Genomic DNA, 17,487 nt, shown 5'->3' with positions numbered 1-17,487 from the left:
CGAGTCCCAATGCGCATAGCTCATGCACCGTACCCTCTTAGTTTTTCTCCAAGCCAATTAAATTGGCTTGCTTGGTTTCTGGGACTCAACCAATGCAGGTCAATGTGCAGGAGAATTCTATGTCTCAACAAATCATACTGAATCAGCAGTTGTTGAAAAATATCAAGCGAGAAGCCAAGAAGAAGAAACGTGAAAACGGTTCTTTGAACTATAACCAGTGGCTGAATATTTTGAGTTCTCAGTACGGCCATGCTACCTTCGAATCGCTGATGCGACGTGTCAAGGAAATCGAGCAAGAAGAGCTTGACCAGAGTATGGTCTTAGAAAAAGAAAAGTGGGTGAAGAGATTTGAAGAGTCCCTGGTTTGGGGAAATATTGACGGTGACGGTGGGAGCGCGCTTAATGTAACGTTTCCCTTACCTGTATCTGCTGGCAGTATCCCTTGGCCAAACTGTTTTTGTGGATCAAGTTTATTCACTTGCGCAGACGGACCACGGAGACAGTTTGATGGCTCAGTGAAATCTATAGATGGTCCGGAAATGTATTTTCGAGGTGAAGAGTTGCGTGTGGGCGAAGATAATACTGTCCTTATGGCACTGATTTCTGTGGCTGGAAAACTTCCTTGTGGAACAATGGTGGAGTTTTCAAGAGGCGATCTCGACAAGGCAATTGGATTACCATTGCCGGATTGGGGGATACCTGTTCAATACGATGCGATTGCAAGGGTACTTTGGCGCCTCACTAACAGCGAACTTACTGTAAGCAAATTCAAATTCAATGGCCCTATCCTGTTCCACGCCGATGCTCGGCAGCAACCGGACCGTTTCAAAATTCGCTTCAATCCGAAATTTGCAAATTTTTTCTATCCGATATTGGCGCTGTTAGATTAATAGTGCCAGTTTTAACGCTAATCATTTCAGATTCGCGAAGAGAACTTTCTGATAGAGCATATCTGTAGATGCGTACCTTAACTCCAGAGAAAGAACTAAGGGTTCTTTCTCTGGAGTTTCATGAAAATCGTTCAACTTAAAATTTATGAAGTCAAGCTTCATACGTGGGGCAGGCATTGAGTATTCTCGTGATTTTGGAAGTGATGTTCAAACTGGGAGCCCAAGGGGTTTCGACTCGGCGTTTTCCTGTAACAATAAGTTTGGCCTTGTTTATTTCCGGTTATACGAATTTTGGTGGGAGTTCAAATTTTTTTGTCATTGCCTTGTGCTTCTTAGCGTATAGTTTTTCCGTTCTGTTTTCCAGTTTTTGCATGCATTATTAATGTGTTATTAATTTCGCAGGAGCGCCATGTGTAAATTTTTTTCATCATTCGTTTCATTTAATTTTGTGCACGTTCGGAGTACGCTGGCTACGTACCTTGCCTTCAAGGAGTCGCAGCTATGAGTGCAGGGTTTGTCTATATTATGATCAACCCGGCAATGCGTGGGTTGGTGAAGATCGGATTAACTGAACGTACGCCAGTAGATCGTGCAAGGGACTTACGCGGAACAGCGGTACCGGATGATTTCATAGTCGTCTATGATGAACTTGTGACGGACAGTGCGTTTGTTGAGAAGCGCCTACATAAACGGTTTGATGATTACCGTTACCAACCCAATCGGGAGTTTTTTCAAATCCCAATTCGTGAAGCAATTCGAGGACTGATGGAAGAGTCCATTGGTTTCCTCATTCCACGTATCGGTGCAAATTGTGGGGTTGAAATTCTCTCCGATCTAAAGAAGAAATACCCGCGCTACCTTAAACCTGATTTTCACTCGATTAAAATTACTCACTCCGATGGAGTTGTATATCTTGAATCGGTACGGTATCGTAGTTCCGGCTTATTGGATGAGGTAGTCGAGAGGACTGATCTCGGCTTCATTTCTGATGGCGATGGAGATATGTTTCTTGCTGCGCGAAATCCTAGTGATAACGCTAGGATTTTTGTACATCAGCTTGAAGAGTACTCGATGATTCATTGCACTGACTTGTTTACCCAAGAAGCGTGCACTGAAATTGCTGATAGACATCAACGTCCGTGAACTAAATATCATAATCCCTATTTCTCAGATATGAGACATCAAAATGACTACATTGTTTTGTCACATTGGTTGGATGAAGAACTATCAAGGGAAAACTGAAGATGACCAACTCCTTGGGGGAGGTCGTTACGTGCAGGAACAAAAGACAGGTCACGAAATCTGCAATTTCGTGGTTGTCGATAACCGCTTGTATGGATACGTTCAGGTTGGAAAGGCAAAGAAGGGAAAGTATCAGGAAGGCGAGATTAACTTCCGACGACTTGGTGCGTTGAAAGAGCAGGAGATGATCGAGGGGGTGACGATTGTCTGGACAGCCACGGCCCCTGATGGAGAAGGCAGAAAAATTATAGGTTGGTATCGCGAAGCTACAGTCCATCGGCGCTACCAGAATTTTGGTAATCAATCTCCCGAACATGAAGACAACAATATATCCGGCTACTGGATTAGCGCACCAGCCCACTGCTGTGTATTGCTTCCAGTTGATGAACGGAGCAATATCGTACCGTCAATGACATCAGGATTCCCCGGCATATCCCCGATTTGGTACGCAGATAGCCCAAAAGGCGCTAATTTTGTGAGCAAAACGCTCGCGTTCATCGCCTCTTATCTAGGTCCGAACAATTTATTTATCAAAGCTGCGCAGCAAGATAAGTACGTCGAAGAAATCACCAAAACCTTGAGAGAGAATGGGTATTTTGAGCCAAATAATTTATCGGACGATCGAATCAGACTTTTACGTGAAATAGTTCAACGGCGCGGCCAGGATAAGTTCCGGCGTGACCTCTTGAGCGCGTACGGTGGGCGTTGTGCCATCACCGGCTGTAACGTCGAAGATGCATTGGAAGCGGCGCACATCATTGGCTACATGGGCTCATCTACTCAGCATGTGAAGAACGGCATCTTGTTGCGCGCTGACATCCACACTCTGTTCGATCTGGGACTGTTGGAAATATGTCCCAAAACCCTCAATGTCGTTTTAGCGCCAAGTTTGCGTGAGTCTAGTTACGCTGAGCTTCACGGGCATCCAATGAGACTTCCGATGGTAGCCAGTATGCAACCCGATATTGAAGCTTTGCGTAATCGATGGGATACGAGTGCTGCCGACTTATGGGAGCCTTCATAAATTTCGTTGTTTCCTGACTAGTTTCAATCATATGGCAATCGTGCTTCGCCAACTACATTTAGCTACAGCCTAATCATTGGTGATCTAGCATCGAATACCATTCTCATAAATTTGTTGAAGTCGTCGATAGAGTGCGATGCTCTTTTATACAAATCCAGCTACATTTAAGGGGGTAATTCTTGAATCGTAACCTGCTTAGTATGATGGCACCTTCTCAGTTTTTGACATCATTGAACCTCTACTGAATCTGGGGTTTTCAATGCGACTTTCCTCCTCAAGAATATATATTCCGCAAAAGATGCTATCGATTGAAACTTAAAGTGATTATATGTTTTAAAAAATTGAAAGTATTTTGGATCTAAGTATGCTAATTGACTTGTAGTCATTTGATCAGAAGAGATACATTTGTATGTTGATGCAAGAGCATTACTACGTTCTTCGGGGAGGACGCTGTTGAAGTATTGTGGAAAATCAATTTCAGATCCATCACTTATTCGGTGTACATATGTATGGTGAATGTTGTCGCCATCGTATTCGTTATCTAGAAGCACGTACCACTGAAAAGCACTGAATAGTTCCACATGGCAATATAAAAGCCGTTCTTTTTTTGAGCCAGATAGTACAAGACCATGGATTGGGTAGTGATTGCTTTTGTGCGCATTCAATTCGAATTCCATTTCTTTCCGGCATAAGGGATAGGAAGGAGCAACGATAATTTCTTCAAGAAAGGAACCAGCGTTAATGTCGATAACTGACTTCAGGTATTTGCGTGGGACTTTATTAACTGATGCGAATCCAGCAGCGATTTTTGCGATTCCCAATTTAAATATTTTATTGTTTAGATCAAAATTGAGATGAATATTGCCCGCCATGTCATCAAGAATCTTGACGTCATCAGAGTCGATGAGGATTCCATTTTTTAATAGAAGATTTTTGTAATTTTCACCAATTTTTACCGAGGCGGCGTAGATAATGTTTTCTTTGGGATCAAAATGGGGGCGTTTTGGGAAATATCGGTCATGTTTGAAAACTACATCCATATGATAGTCATTGTGAAAAGCATGCATACTAGGCGTTGTTTTTCTGTCTTTGTCAAAACCTAGTCGTAAGGTAAAGCTTTCGAATATTTTGACGAAATTCTTGTCAATCAATTCATTTAGGTCTCCGTTAGCCTTGTGCGAAAGAATGTCCCGGGACTTCAGCTTTCCACCTAATGCGTTTGGGATTACGTGTTCTAGAGACTCGGTGTCGTCATGTTGAACGTCATTTTCTTTTATTTTCAGTTCATTGCCTGTTAGATAGCAGATTCTCATTTTTATTGCGTTTATATGATTTTATTAGAGATTTTAACGTTGAATTGACGGTGCGACGAGGCAGAATGGGTGAGGCGCGGCGCGGCGGTAGGCGTTCACTCTGAACCACCCGTAGAAAACAGTAAGAGACTCCATGAAATATTCAAATTTCATAACACAATATTATTTCGTCTTATATTATTGACAATTACCTTGGTTTGGTGCTAAATGTCAACGAACATTTTGAATGCAAAAAAGATAATTTCATTGCGCCATATTTAATGCTGCATTTGTAATTTAATTGATTAAATTGCATCGTTCAAGTTTACAAAGAATGCTCAGGCAACCTCATGGGAAAGCCACGAATATCCGGCCGAAAGAGTTGACAAAGATCAGTTGCATAACATGTACTTAAATAAAAAATAATTAAGGGGGGCACTTGTCTACTATAAGAATCGCACACATTAGCGACCTTCATTTTGGAAATGAAAATCAAAAATCTGTATGGGAATCATTGGCCAAAAAACTCAATGAGTTGAGTCCTGATGTAATATTTATCACTGGCGATATTGTAGACTCACCTAAGAAAAGTGATTACGAAGAAGCAAAAAATCGCATTGACGATATTAAAATCAAGTATTTTGTTTGCCCTGGTAATCATGACAGGCATCCGAAAGGCAATGCTGTGGGTAAAAAGCTCTCCAAAGTTTGGAATTTTTTTTCACGCAGTTATAGTTCACCGTCGTGGTTTGACAGTGTATTTAGAGAAGAAATGCTTTCGCTCCGAGAGGCAAAAATTTTGCCGCTTGGGACGGGGGACAATCGATGGACTCTCGGCCTGTTAGGACTTGACTCCAGCCAAAATGCCAAATACTCCGCACAGGGTTATATGGAGCTTGCTGCTTTCGATGACCTTCGAGAAGGGGTAAAGGTTGAAGGTGTGGATTTGCTCTTGCTCTTACTACATCATCATCTGTTGCCAATCGCGGAGCTTGAAAAACAAAGTCAAAGTGTAACAGGGCTTTTCAATCCAACAGTGATGCTAAACGCCGGTAGCGTTCTGGAGAATTTAGCTGAAGGCAACGTGAATTTGGTACTTCACGGACATGAGCACTATCAATTTTCGGCGCGTTATAGAACTGTAAAAGGGCTCCAAAACGAAATTACTATAGTCGGTGCCGGGTCGGGAACTGGAGCTCAGACTCTTTTGCCATGCGAACCGTCGAAAGCCTCATTTAATATATTTGAGCTGAAGGCAGACCGTACGATATGGTTAACTGAGTATAAAAATATTGCTACGGCATGGAGTGCTGGACAGCCACTCAAATTGTACAGCGACGCGGAACTTAGGCGATTGACTCTTAATCGCGCGCGCAATACGGTACAAGCACCAACAAGTACGATTACAAAACATGTGGAGTTCACTTCCTCACGTGATATTTTCATACGTGAAATAAGAACTAATTGGGTTATTCGCGGCAAAGAATTTCAAAACACTATTTCAAATAGTACAGGTCAACCTATTTCAGGGGGAATCATTCTAGAACGGCAAGATTCCGGTAAACGAGAATTGAAAGAGCAGTACCAGCCGTCATCTAATAACGAGGATCATACTTACATCCTATCGGCAGACTTAGGTACGAGTTCCGATTTACCGTATTCAAGAGTTCTAATAAACACAATTTGGAATTCAGGGGGACTGCTCACTGTTAATGATTTAACGAAGATAGCTAAGACTCAGCGTGGAAAATACCGAAGTCAGGGGTATGAGTTTACAGCAGTGACAGTCACTCAACCTTTGGCGAAAGTGACAATTTTTTTGTCATTGCCGAAGGATTTTCTACCAGCCTCTGGCGAGATATTTGTTATTGCCGATAAGAAATCCAATGAATTGGAGAAACAAGGAGAGCAGACACCAGAGTTGCACGAAAGTGAACTTTCCGTTGAAGACTTGGGGATGGGGCAATTTATGCTCAGCGTTCCCTTCCCATCTGTAGGAACCGTTTATGGTATTAAATGGAAGTTGCGGGATGAATCGCCGTTTGATAGTGCTTCAGAGACATTTTGCAGAACTGCAGATTTGCACGGCAACGAATTAGTTAATGCGTTTAGTCACGGTCTTCCTGAAGCCATACGAGCAAAATGTTCTGTCTCCCTTTTCGTGCCTCATCGGTCAAGGCTGCGCACAGAATTGCTGCGAAAAGGGTTGACTCAAGTCAATGAACTTGCATCGATTGAGCAGCCAGGGGTAACCATTCGCGCAGACAACTTACAAAGTGTCTATACTAGAGCGCTATGGGGGGTATCATCCTTAATGATTCGGACACCAAATCAAGAAATGGACGGACCCGATAACTTCTTAGACGGTGAGCACGCCGTGATAGTTTTGCCAATTCGTAGTGTCGAACGTATTGGGGATCCTTGGGGTATCGTTCGTGTTGCCTTCCACGATTTGGATTATAGTAAATTTAAACAGGAATTCGATGATTCAACAGAAACCCTTGCCGTCGCACAAATTTTGATGTTAAATGAATTCATTAAGTTGAAAGTAGGAGGTTGAAATGATAATTTTCCGAAAAATTAATGGGAAAATTGAAGCTGTTCAAACCGATACTCAGAAAAAAAAGAGCACGGTTAAACCTCGTTTGGAGGCCTCAGGTATCCCATATTCTCAACTTCCTATCGCTGATAAAGAAAAGTTACGAGCTTCGTTCGTAGAACAGTCATTGGTCGCTGAATAGGGCAAAGAGCAGAAATTCGAAATTCTGAAAAAAAGAGAGCTGATTTCCTAGCTCTCTTTTTTATTGGGCCGCTCATCACGGTGGCAGATGGCTTGGCATAGACCTTTGTTGCCTCCAAAGCCTCTGAAGTTTGCATAAGACTATGACATGCTTTGCATGACTTAACACAGGCAATACATTGAATCAATTAGTTGATTCTGAACTTGAAAGTGGCGAAACAGTTCATATCGACCAACTTTATTTGTCTGCTGTTGACGGGTAACGTGAAGGCAACCTACTTGCTAACGTCAGGTAGTCTCAGCGTCCAGCAGTTTTCCAAAATCGCCAGTTTCTCACTACAGTATTTATCCGAACAGATACATGTAGACAATTTAAAAGCAGTCGGAGTGCCGCTTAGCAAATGCCAGGTTGCCGTATTGTTGGAATTCAGCCCAATTACAGCTTACCTTCTCCGAAGTTCCAGGAAACGCCTAACTCCTTCCACCGGATCTTCTTTCAGTCGCTCTAGTGCAGAGGTGGGGGTGTTGGGGTTGCAAGCTACCCAGCGACGGACGATTGAATTTAGATCGTTCGCCAGCTCTATGAGCACCTCGCGAGCCGTATTCTGATTTCGAGCAAGGCTAAAGCGAACAGCTGGTTCGGCGTCGTCCGCAAGCTGAAACTGAGCTTCCTCTTCGATATTGTCTCTGCGCGCCATACATTGCCGAACTATTGAATGAGGATGATCGACATACCTCTCCCAATGCTTAAGGTCGAGTGTCGTCAGCGCTTCGTAGCCGGAACGTAGATTTTCTGAACTAGATCTCCAATCCAGATTGCGCCATTTTTCACGTCGACCTGAAGCTTTCCACCAAGAATTCCAGTATTCGAGGATCTTAACTTCATCATAAAGGCTAGGATGACTTCCTTCACAAACTGCGGAGAGTAGTTCGTGATATGTCAACTCGTACCCGGAATGAACCAGAATGTGCGCGTAGAAATACTCGGCACATCCCTCTGCGTAACTTTGAATTATTTCGCAGAAGTAGTCCTTCCTCAATTGCTCAATCGAAACCATCTCCATTATATGCGAAAACTCCTTCTCCCTTTTCACCGCCTCGCGCTTGCTCGGCTCCAATTGCAACAATGCAGAGTCGAAATCGGGCACACTGAAACACTGAAGAAGTCTGTCAAGCGATGTCAAAGCAAGGGTGATATCAGACATGGAGAGCACCAAAATTACGTTGATCGACGAAGTGCACCAACAATGGTAGTGGCATATGCTTCAGTATCAGATATTCCGAGCTTGGCTATCTCGGTCACGTCTGACACAAGGTTTCGCAGCGAGTCTAAGATCGGATCCGGCATCTTTCTCCTGAGCGTCGCCTCCGCTATGGATGCCCACAAAGGTCCCGCAATTGATCTGCGTGCAAGTAGTGGTCTAAGTGCTTCCCAGGCACCATGCGCGTCATCAACGAGAAAGCAGCCTGCGCCGCGAATTAAAGTGTATCGCCAGCTTTCGCAATCGCTATAAGGCATTGCTCGCCATGGACGGAATTCTAGATCTTCCCGCAAAATGCGAATGCCTTCCCGCCTACTGACCAGCTCGAAGCATCCGGGAGCATCATTAGTTGGGGAATGTGCGAGAATAAGATGGGGTGGAGAGTATACGGATGCTTCGTCTTTGCCAGGCCCGATATATTCGATGTCTAGATCAATGAGCGTCGTTGTATTGCTTAGCTTAAAATTTAAGGAGATTGATTCAATCTCACCAGGCTGAAGGGAGAATGTCCGCTCGTCGAGCAAGTCAACGTGAGCCCATTCAGTCGCCCGGTCGACGTCTACTTCGAGTTGAGTTCTGGTACCAGTTAAATGATCGATGCCCGTGTGATTATCAGCGACTTTGGCCGCAACTATAGAGCGAATAGACGTGATGTGAAGATTTGATTTTCCTTCGTTGATAATAGACAATTTGATGGATGGATACACCAACGCTTTCGAGTAAACAAGTCTCACTGGGATATTTTCCAAAGAAGTTTTCTGTTTCTCGGGCGGGATCGCTTGTTGCGGTTCGCTCGGGAGTATCTTCTGAATAAATCGAAGCGTACCGGCGTAGACGTCTGATTTTCTATTGGAAGGCTTTACGAGCGACAAATGGTCCGCATCAACATTCTTAAGGGAGTGTCCAGCGATTCCGGTATTTGCCGAGGCGCGCGGAACAACCAACCCGAGGGGGATCGCTCTTCCTATGAGTCCTTGACGGAAGAGTCCAACATTTTCGGCGTAACTTTCAATCGGAATTGACGTCTGTCGCTGCCATTCAACAAATCGCTCGTGCATCAAATCCAGCGGCTCGGCATTCGACCGCATCTCGTCCAAATGTGCTTGGGACCCGAGGAACATGGTCCCGAGAACCGAGGCCGCATCAGCAAAAGTAGAGCCGCGATGAGGAGTGCCACAAAAGACGATTCCGCCGATCATTGAAGCAATACTCTTTCTGTCCTCATCAGCATTGGATCCGCTATCGGCGACGAGCGACTTTACAACTAGGCCGCCCATGCTGTGACAGATGAAGATAATCGGTCGCGACCCCAGTCCGGCGTTAGCCAACTTCTGACTCAGATTTCCTGCTCGCTTCTCGATGATCATTCCAGGCTTCCCAAGCCTATTAAAACCAGCCGGATATCCTAGCGACCAAACTGCGCAGTCTTTCAAATCCTTCGCCAGTTCTTCTGGCCAGAAGAAGTGAGAATCCTCCCCCTCCTCTCCATACCTCCATGTGTCATGGGAACTGCCCCCGAGTCCATGCACAAACACAATATCCGCACGCTTACTTTCCGGCGCTATTTTGGCAATTGCGTATAAACCATCGTTACCTGATTCCATGAGAACCTCCAAATGCCGCGGCGCACCCTGAGTTGACGAGACCAATTGTCTTCTTACTATCGCTCATTTCGTCGGCTTTCGTCAATAGATTTGCGGAAGTGATGGTGGAGGCCTGTCGGGCTACCGGTGCGCGAGCCATGGCAGTGGATGAAGGCCCGCAAACCGCTGCTAGCGGCGCTCGAGTTCAGCCATGCGCGCGTATTGAGAGGCTTGGTTAGTGATGCGCGTCAACCGTTCCGGGAGAGACGAATCCGTCCAAATGAGTTGAGTAGCTTTCGGCCAACTTTATTTGCTGCATCATAGAAACCGGTATTTCCTTGTGGACGATTGGCGGAGTTTTCAACTGACGAACTTGACAAGGCAATAGGACTATCATTGGCGACTAGTTGCTGATTTTGAGTCCAGCTACGAGGAGGATTTCCCCAAGTTACAATTGGCCATATTTGCACCTGAGTGATACTGGTGACTTGACTGGCTAATGGCAGACGCGTGAGTTAATTGAGGGATTTCCCATGGACTAGCCGTTCAAGGTAACATATGTATATGATGATTCAAAACTATTACAACCATTCTTCAGGAGGTCCTTTGCTCCTAGCCACAATCTTAGATGAGGTCGTCGGGTCGCAAGGCTCGCAGGTGACTGTAGACGAGCTTGGGCTCGCCATGGCCACACACGTTGGGTTCAAACGAGAGCGGAATGAAGATCGTATGGCAGTTGCGCGCATAGCGGCACCCAACACAGAAACGTACACGGTCGCTCTCATCTGTGATGGTGTCGGTGGGTCAGAGTCCGGAGATCAAGCTGCGGCTCTTGCGATCGCTAGTATCATCGCCGACCTCGCCCAGCAGCAGGGGCGTTCTTCATTGGATAAGTTGGTCGTTTCTCTAGTTAAGCGTGCAGATGACCTTGTGCGAAAGGAGCTTCAAGGGCGTGGCTCGACGACTCTGGTGATGCTCCTTACCACGGCGAGCGGATATTTTGTTTGCGCCAATGTTGGCGATAGCCGTGCATACAGTTGGGATCCCAGTTCGAAAAAATTGCTCCAGGTTACGATTGACGATACGATAGAGAACGAACTAAAGTATTTGCCGGATAACGGCGCAGCCCTTATTAAGGCGCGTAGGCTACAGGGTAGACTCTCTCAGGCTATAGGTGAGAGTGGAAGAATGGCCGACGAATTGCGAGTTCAAGTATACGCAAAGGAACACTTTCGTTTTGGTGCTGTGCTGGGTTCTGACGGGTTGTGGCGTGCTGCAAAAGACTTTGAAACCTTAGTAGCAAATGCGACCACATCAACCGATGCAGTTCGAAGGGCCATTACGCTTGCAAATTGGGTAGGTGGTGTGGATAACTCCTCGATAATAGCTCTCGACGATGTGGGGCGTTTATGCAGCGAGCGGCAGGTGAGGGCATCACCTGACAGGCAGCAAATGGAAATTGAATTATGGTTGGCCTCCAATAAGATTAAGATTCTTACGAGCAATTTTCTCAGCGAAGCCAAGCGAGTCCCATCGATTGTAAAGTCGGATAAGCAAAAGATAAAATCAAAGCGGAAGGAACATCGGGACCCTGTAGAAGGATCGCAGCTAGAATTTGAGACAGTCGATGTTAGTCGCGCGAGACCGAAGATTGAAGTGATGATCGATGAAGAGCCCAAGAAGAGCTAGTAACCTATAAAAGGGAGTCAGCTTGAAATTACCGCAGAGATACAAAGCCGTAACAAAGAGTGTTCTGTCTGGGGGATTTGGAACTGTCATTCCACTCGAAGATACGTTCCTCCGCAGAGTTGTCCTGTTGAAGGTGATGCAGGACTCAGGAAACAACGAACAACTTCAAAACGAAGTTAGAGGCCTTTGCAAGGCTCGATCTCGCCATGTCGTCGAGGTATATGACGTCATTACAGATGATAATAGTGAAATCACCGGCGTCGTCATAGAGCGTCTCCGTGGCAGGGACTTCTCAGAATTTCATAAAGAGGCCAACAGCAACCCGCTGCTTTATATCAAAATTCTATACCAGCTTGCATGCGCTCTTCGCGACCTGCATGCTGTTGGAATCGTTCACCGCGATTTGAAACTCGATAACTTCAAAGAGTCTTCTGCTGGCATCGTCAAGCTGTTCGATTTTGGCATATCGTCACCGGACGGTGGGTACAAGACAAAGCAAAACAAGGGTACGCTGACTTACGCGGCACCGGAACTGTATGTACCTGGTGCAACGATTACTCCTGAGATGGATATCTACGCTTTTGGAGTTTGTGCATGGGCGCTTGCCCACCCCACGTTTCCGTCGCAATTGTTGGAAAGACCACCGCAGACATCTAGTCGAGTCCCGTCCATCGGCAACGTGCTGCCAACCGCTGACAAGCATGCTGACGGCCTTCACAAAGAAGTTATCGACATTCTCGATGGATGTCTTGATCCAGAGCCAAAGAATCGGCCTTTGGCAAACCAGATCAGCTCGCTCTTGGCTAGGCACCTTATTCGAAACAAGCATCGCGGTCTCTTTTTGCAAGGTACGGAAAAAGTCTATGAGCTTTCCGCGCAACATACATTTGTTTCGTTGAAGATTGGGACACTGGGCAGGCTAAACGTGACCTATGACGGCCTCCGATTCTCGATCACTGACGTTGACGGTTCGGTTAGTATCAATAATATACCGGCCGAACCAGGACATGTGCTACACGATGCATGTGTCCTTGGATTTGGTGACGCCGTGCTACGATCAGGTAGGCAATGGGTAACATTTTTCTCGGCGCATCCGGAGGTTGTATTATGAAATTCAAAGCTGGTGAGATCATTGCTGGACGGTACAGAATTGACGCTTTCCACCTTGAAGGTGGCATGCAAGAAGTTTATCGGTGTTCTGACCTTGCGCTGGATCGGATTGTTGCGCTCAAGACACCACGCGATGGAATTGTGGATAAGCGCTTTAGTAGAGGTGCGCAAATGGGGGCCCGCGTTGTACACCCAAATGTGGCAGCGACTCTTGACTACGTCGAGGAAGATGCTAACCGTTGCTTAGTTGAGGAGTTCATCGAAGGTAAAGACCTTGGCAGGCGGCTCGCGAGCGACTTCATCTTTCTCGATCCGTCGCTCTCAGCTTGGGTCGTCCATAACATCGCTAAGGGGCTCCATGCTGCGCACAGTGTTGGCATTTGCCACCGTGATCTCAAACCGAGTAACATCATGACGTCTGCCGATGGCCATATGGACATCATCAAGCTGACCGACTTTGGCATTGCAAAGCTCGCCGAGATGGAACTGGAAGTTGAGATTGAAAAATTCGAGCAAGATGAGAACACCCTGACTTCGTCGAGCACACTTCTCGGAGCTGTTCCTTACTTGGCTCCAGAATGCTGGGTTGATTGGTCAAGCTCCGGTCAGCCTGCAGACATCTGGGCACTCGGCGCAATCGCCTGCCACCTGCTGCTCGGAAAGCCACCGTTCGGTGGAGGTAGAGGAGCCATCATGAAAATGGCGCAGGCACAAATCTCTGGCAAAGTTGAATTGAGCGCACCGGAATGGTTTGGCAAACATCAGGAAACTGCACTGCTTGAGCAAGAGTTATGGGCGTTAGTGCAGAGTTGCTTGCAAATTGATCCAGCACTTCGGCTAGAGGCAGATGAGGTCGTACAAAGATGCGAAGCTCTCTGTTATTCAGCGACACCAAGACAGACCGGAGTTATAGATACCTATCCTATGACTTACCCGAACGGTGCAAAGGCTAAGGCAGGGTTCATCCTAATGGATGAAGGTCGTACAGCATTCTTCCATTCTTCCGATTTCTTCGGCGCAGAAGTCAAGCCTCAAGTCGGCCTACGGGTGAATTTTGGTATTGCCGTTGGTAAGCCGAGAGAGCGGTGTTCGCCCGTATTACTTCTACATAATCCGTAGCATTGTGCCGCTGATTCGGTTTCCCTGTAGGACTCGACAATAAAACACCTGCCCAATGATTTTCTAAGCTGTTGCGTCCCCTAATTAAATCTGCAGCACGTAGCCGTCGGCAAGTACTGCACGACCAACTTTAATCATTGAGTGAGAATTGGCTCGTTCCTGGCAGTCTCGCCGACCAACTTTAATTGTATTCGTGCCCTCTTGTAAATCAAAGACTTAGTAATTCCATCCGCGACCAACTTTATTTGTTGTAGTCAGTTACATTGCCATGATCACCAGGCCCCCAATTTTTGGAGAAAGCAGATCATGGCAAAGTATCTCATTTCATTCCCCAGCGCTGCAATGAAAGTACCCGACAGTGAGATGGAGACGGTCGGGCGAGACGCCCATGCCGTGATACGCGAGGCGAAGGAAGCTGGCGTCTATGTTTTTGCCGGTGGTATTGATGAAACAGTGCCGCCCGTTCTGGTATCAGCCAATGGCGCAGTCGCTGAAGGCGGCTACCCGTGGGCACCTCCGCTCAATGGTGGATTCACTGTACTTGAGCTTCCTACAAGAGGGGATGCCGTCGCCTGGGCTGCACGGCTCGCCAAAGCCTGTCGCTGCGATCAGGAGCTTCGCGTATTTGGGTTGGATCCAGAGTCGTGAGGATGGAGTGTGGCTGTGCATTCTGCTAGTGCATGACCCGAAAGCCAGAATCGGTGGCGCATCATTCCGACTGTCCGTGAAAACGGATCAAGTCCAAACTGACGTAAATGTAGTTTATTGCGGGGTGCGCTCGGAAGGCAGCCTTCGTCCAGCCTGAGGCGTCCAGAAAACTCATCAGTTTCCGGACATTCAATGATTGCTTCGGGGGCGGAGAGTTCACAAGCTAGTATAGCTCCGTTTTGGGGCGATACCTGCCACTTAATTCAATGGCTGCCTGCCAAGCTACTCTCAAGCCTTCCTCCTGAACAATTTTACGTGTTAGAATATTGCTTATAAGTCAAGCATTTGCTTCCCTGCACGCTTACCTTTGCGCATGATAAAAGCAGACTAGTGCGCTTTTACAAGCCGACGAATGCGAAAGTTACCGTTATCAGCAACGTAGATGTTTCCCGCTGCATCAACCGCAAGATAGGATGCCCCGCGAAATGTTGCAAAAGCAGCATCGCCACCATCACCTGAGAACCCGAGTGCACCCGTGCCTGCAATGACCGTGCTCTGGTTGCTCGTCAGATCGATCTTCATCACCTGTGTGTTGTTCGTATAGATGAGATCACCTGTAGGGGTGATAAGCATGTCAGCGACAACGACGTTTGTTGTGATTGTAGTAATGATACCCGTTTTTGCATCAATTCTGCGAATCGCCACCTTGTTGGTATTTACTCCGACAAAGGCGTAGATATTGTCGTTCGCATCGATAGCAATTCGGTTTGGTCCCTCGACACTTGCATGTGTCGCTGGCCCACCATCACCACTTTGTCCAGCAGTCCCGTCACCCGCAATGGTTGTGACGATTTCATCAGACCCACCATTGAAGATACCATCGGCACCTGGAATAACTTTCCGGATCCGGTTGCCGAGCCAGTCCGCGATGATGAGATTACCTTTTGAGTCGATGAGGAAGTCGCGCGTAGCCGTAAAGACCGCGTTGCGTGCGGAACCGCCATCGGCTGAGCCATTGTCCGCAAAATCGCGCGAGACATTTTTGCCTGCAACGGTCATGATGGTCTCGTTTGCGTTACCACTAATTGTGCCGTCAGGGCCTGGCTTAATCATGCGCACCGAACCCGTACCCCAGTTCAAATCGAGGAAGAATAGCTGCCCTGATTTGTCAAACCCAATCATTGAGGGGTGCGCAAATGATGCAGTTAGTGCAGGTGCACCATCCCCACTACTGTCTTCTACACCAGTTCCCGCAACAACTATTGAGCGACGACCGCTCACCCGCCGCAAGTAATTGTACGAAAAATCGGTGAACAGCAAGTTACCCTGGTTATCAAAACCGAGGCCCTGTGTATCCGTAACTCCATCCAAACTCGCTGGTGATGCTCCACTACCGGCAAATGTTGTCACCGCCCCCGAAGATGAGATTTTGCGTATTCGGTTATTCCCTGTGTCAGCGACAAAAATATTTCCAAACGCATCAATTGACACACCTTGTAGTACGCCGAACTGTGCAGCAGTCGCTTTGCCGCCGTCACCGGAGAACCCTGGAGTCCCCGTACCTGCAACAACAACCTCGACCCCTGACGACTGATTAACGCGCATAATTTTATACTGACCCGAATACACGAATGCACCCGTTGCATCAATATCGAAATAGCCCATACGTTGCTCCAGGCGTTTGGAAATAACTCCTGTAGCGAGATCAATCTGTCGCAACGGCGCCTGTGATGAGCCAATAAGCAAGTGCCCCTGTCCATCGAATTTGATCTGACTCGGCGAGTTTAGCGTTGCTTCTGTAGCCAAGCCGCCATCACCAGCATTTCCCGCAGTACCTGTACCTGCAATGACGGTCATCGCGCCATTTGTGTCGACGCGAAGCACTCGATGATGGGAAATGTCGGCAATATAGATCCGCTTTTGCGCATCCACTGCTATGGACCATGGCAAGATGAAGTCGGCCCGATTGTCAATTGCGGCGTGACTGATTGTGCCTTTCTTGTCCACTAACCGGATTGTGTAGCTGTGATCGCCAATATACAAACCATCGGGCGTCTCATAGAGTGAGCGTGGAAAACGCACAACGGCGTCCATTGCCGAGCCCCCATCGCCCAGCGGTTGATTTTCCGCTGATGCATGGCCCGCAAAGGTTTTAATAATTCCAGCTGAGTCGACTACTGTAATACGATTATTATTTGTATCAGCAATGTATACGTCACCCGAAGAAGAAACCATGACTTGCTGAGGTGCAACGAGCATGGCATTTGTTGCAGGCCCGCCATCACCTAGGTTGAGTGCTCCAGAACCTGCAAACGTTTCAATAGTGTAGCTCGCCCCCCCGACTCGTTTTGTCGCCGAAGATTGTACTGTGCAGTTTCCCGTCACCGCGCCCGTCGTGAATATATTTCCCACCAGTACTCCACCGCAACCGCTCGCCTGGAGCTTTTCATAACCTGTACCAAGTGTCACAGTAAAACTCGCAGTCTTGCCACTCTCGACCGTTGCACTTGTGAGGTTGATACTCGTACCGTCACCAGCGTTTGTCAAAACAAAATAGTAGGATGGTGTAGCAGTATTGAATGTGATTGTTGGGAAGGTCGGATTAATAACTTCCATAAATGGCCAATCAACCTTTCCCAATATTGCAATTGCGCCAGCAGTAGAAGTAGGTGTAATCGCTGCGGCCATCGCCATCGTTTTAGTAATTGAATCCTGTTGCGTGCTGTAATTTAATCCTTGTTCTATCGCGAAGAAATTTGCTACCTTAAGTTTGTTATCAAGTAAATCTGCCACCCATCCGAAAGTTGCGTCACCTTTAAGTAAATGTGCGGAAACTAAAATTGCTCTCACTTCGGTGCCGTGTGTTTGGCGACCCGATAATATGTCAT

General features: G+C 46.8%; 12 protein-coding genes. 8 read left to right on the top strand and 4 right to left on the bottom strand.

Annotation, left to right across the window (positions count from 1 at the left end):
* The first annotated feature begins 119 nt into the window (after positions 1-119).
* The 3 genes from AC1RVX_RS00060 (at position 120) to AC1RVX_RS00050 (ending at position 3,156) form a co-directional block, all read left to right on the top strand.
* Entirely contained in the window at positions 120-890 is a 771-nt protein-coding gene (locus AC1RVX_RS00060; protein WP_493214544.1) for a hypothetical protein, read from the top strand.
* A gap of 501 nt (positions 891-1,391) precedes the next feature.
* Positions 1,392-2,033 carry a GIY-YIG nuclease family protein gene (locus tag AC1RVX_RS00055; RefSeq protein WP_493214543.1) on the top strand — a complete coding sequence of 214 codons (642 nt, stop codon included), beginning with the start codon at positions 1,392-1,394 and terminating at the stop codon, positions 2,031-2,033.
* A 43-nt stretch (positions 2,034-2,076) separates the two neighbouring features.
* Positions 2,077-3,156 carry an HNH endonuclease gene (locus tag AC1RVX_RS00050; protein WP_493214542.1) on the top strand — a complete coding sequence of 360 codons (1,080 nt, stop codon included), beginning with the start codon at positions 2,077-2,079 and terminating at the stop codon, positions 3,154-3,156.
* A gap of 227 nt (positions 3,157-3,383) precedes the next feature.
* Here the strand turns inward: AC1RVX_RS00050 and AC1RVX_RS00045 are convergent, their stop codons facing one another.
* Positions 3,384-4,469 (bottom strand): hypothetical protein, encoded by a 1,086-nt coding sequence (locus AC1RVX_RS00045; RefSeq protein WP_493214541.1) that lies wholly within the window; start codon positions 4,467-4,469, stop codon positions 3,384-3,386.
* Positions 4,470-4,887: 418 nt separating this feature from the next.
* Between AC1RVX_RS00045 and AC1RVX_RS00040 the strand changes: the two genes are divergently transcribed.
* Positions 4,888-7,008 carry a metallophosphoesterase family protein gene (locus tag AC1RVX_RS00040; RefSeq protein ID WP_493214540.1) on the top strand — a complete coding sequence of 707 codons (2,121 nt, stop codon included), beginning with the start codon at positions 4,888-4,890 and terminating at the stop codon, positions 7,006-7,008.
* A gap of 623 nt (positions 7,009-7,631) precedes the next feature.
* Here AC1RVX_RS00040 and AC1RVX_RS00035 read toward each other — a convergent pair.
* Together AC1RVX_RS00035 and AC1RVX_RS00030 are read right to left on the bottom strand one after the other, a co-directional pair.
* Positions 7,632-8,393, bottom strand: a complete 762-nt coding sequence (locus tag AC1RVX_RS00035) for a hypothetical protein (RefSeq protein ID WP_493214539.1) — start codon at positions 8,391-8,393, stop codon at positions 7,632-7,634.
* 14 nt (positions 8,394-8,407) lie between these two features.
* Complete coding sequence (locus AC1RVX_RS00030) at positions 8,408-10,054, bottom strand: esterase/lipase family protein (RefSeq protein ID WP_493214538.1); 1,647 nt, start codon at positions 10,052-10,054, stop codon at positions 8,408-8,410.
* A 543-nt stretch (positions 10,055-10,597) separates the two neighbouring features.
* On the opposite strand from AC1RVX_RS00030, the gene AC1RVX_RS00025 reads away from it, so the two are divergent.
* From AC1RVX_RS00025 to AC1RVX_RS00010, 4 genes are all read left to right on the top strand, one after another.
* Positions 10,598-11,722, top strand: a complete 1,125-nt coding sequence (locus AC1RVX_RS00025; RefSeq protein ID WP_493214537.1) for a PP2C family protein-serine/threonine phosphatase — start codon at positions 10,598-10,600, stop codon at positions 11,720-11,722.
* Positions 11,723-11,744: 22 nt separating this feature from the next.
* Positions 11,745-12,833 carry a protein kinase domain-containing protein gene (locus tag AC1RVX_RS00020; protein WP_493214536.1) on the top strand — a complete coding sequence of 363 codons (1,089 nt, stop codon included), beginning with the start codon at positions 11,745-11,747 and terminating at the stop codon, positions 12,831-12,833.
* The gene (locus AC1RVX_RS00015) at positions 12,830-13,951 is read left to right on the top strand and encodes a serine/threonine-protein kinase (RefSeq protein WP_493214535.1); all 1,122 of its coding nucleotides are present in this window, start codon (positions 12,830-12,832) and stop codon (positions 13,949-13,951) included. Before AC1RVX_RS00020 ends, AC1RVX_RS00015 begins: the two co-directional genes overlap by 4 nt.
* Before the next feature lie 306 nt (positions 13,952-14,257).
* Positions 14,258-14,599, top strand: coding sequence for a YciI family protein (locus AC1RVX_RS00010; RefSeq protein WP_493214534.1), 342 nt, complete (start codon positions 14,258-14,260; stop codon positions 14,597-14,599).
* Between the two features lie 387 nt (positions 14,600-14,986).
* Here AC1RVX_RS00010 and AC1RVX_RS00005 read toward each other — a convergent pair.
* A partial coding sequence (locus AC1RVX_RS00005; RefSeq protein WP_493214533.1) for an NHL domain-containing protein occupies positions 14,987-17,487 on the bottom strand: 2,501 nt, incomplete at its 5' end.

The organism is Undibacterium sp. GW821-FHT11B02, assembly GCF_058808955.1.
The sequence above is the reverse complement of the archived record's forward strand: the minus strand, read 5'-3'. Positions and strand labels throughout refer to the sequence as shown.

Excerpts from the sequence above, each read along its gene's own strand:
- AC1RVX_RS00025 (WP_493214537.1), top strand. The coding sequence starts at position 10,598 with ATGATGATTCAAAACTATTACAACCATTCTTCAGGAGGTCCTTTGCTC.
- AC1RVX_RS00050 (WP_493214542.1), top strand. The coding sequence starts at position 2,077 with ATGACTACATTGTTTTGTCACATTGGTTGGATGAAGAACTATCAAGGG.
- AC1RVX_RS00010 (WP_493214534.1), top strand. The coding sequence starts at position 14,258 with ATGGCAAAGTATCTCATTTCATTCCCCAGCGCTGCAATGAAAGTACCC.
- AC1RVX_RS00030 (WP_493214538.1), bottom strand. The coding sequence starts at position 10,054 with ATGGAATCAGGTAACGATGGTTTATACGCAATTGCCAAAATAGCGCCG.
- AC1RVX_RS00055 (WP_493214543.1), top strand. The coding sequence starts at position 1,392 with ATGAGTGCAGGGTTTGTCTATATTATGATCAACCCGGCAATGCGTGGG.
- AC1RVX_RS00035 (WP_493214539.1), bottom strand. The coding sequence starts at position 8,393 with ATGTCTGATATCACCCTTGCTTTGACATCGCTTGACAGACTTCTTCAG.
- AC1RVX_RS00045 (WP_493214541.1), bottom strand. The coding sequence starts at position 4,469 with ATGAGAATCTGCTATCTAACAGGCAATGAACTGAAAATAAAAGAAAAT.
- AC1RVX_RS00060 (WP_493214544.1), top strand. The coding sequence starts at position 120 with ATGTCTCAACAAATCATACTGAATCAGCAGTTGTTGAAAAATATCAAG.
- AC1RVX_RS00015 (WP_493214535.1), top strand. The coding sequence starts at position 12,830 with ATGAAATTCAAAGCTGGTGAGATCATTGCTGGACGGTACAGAATTGAC.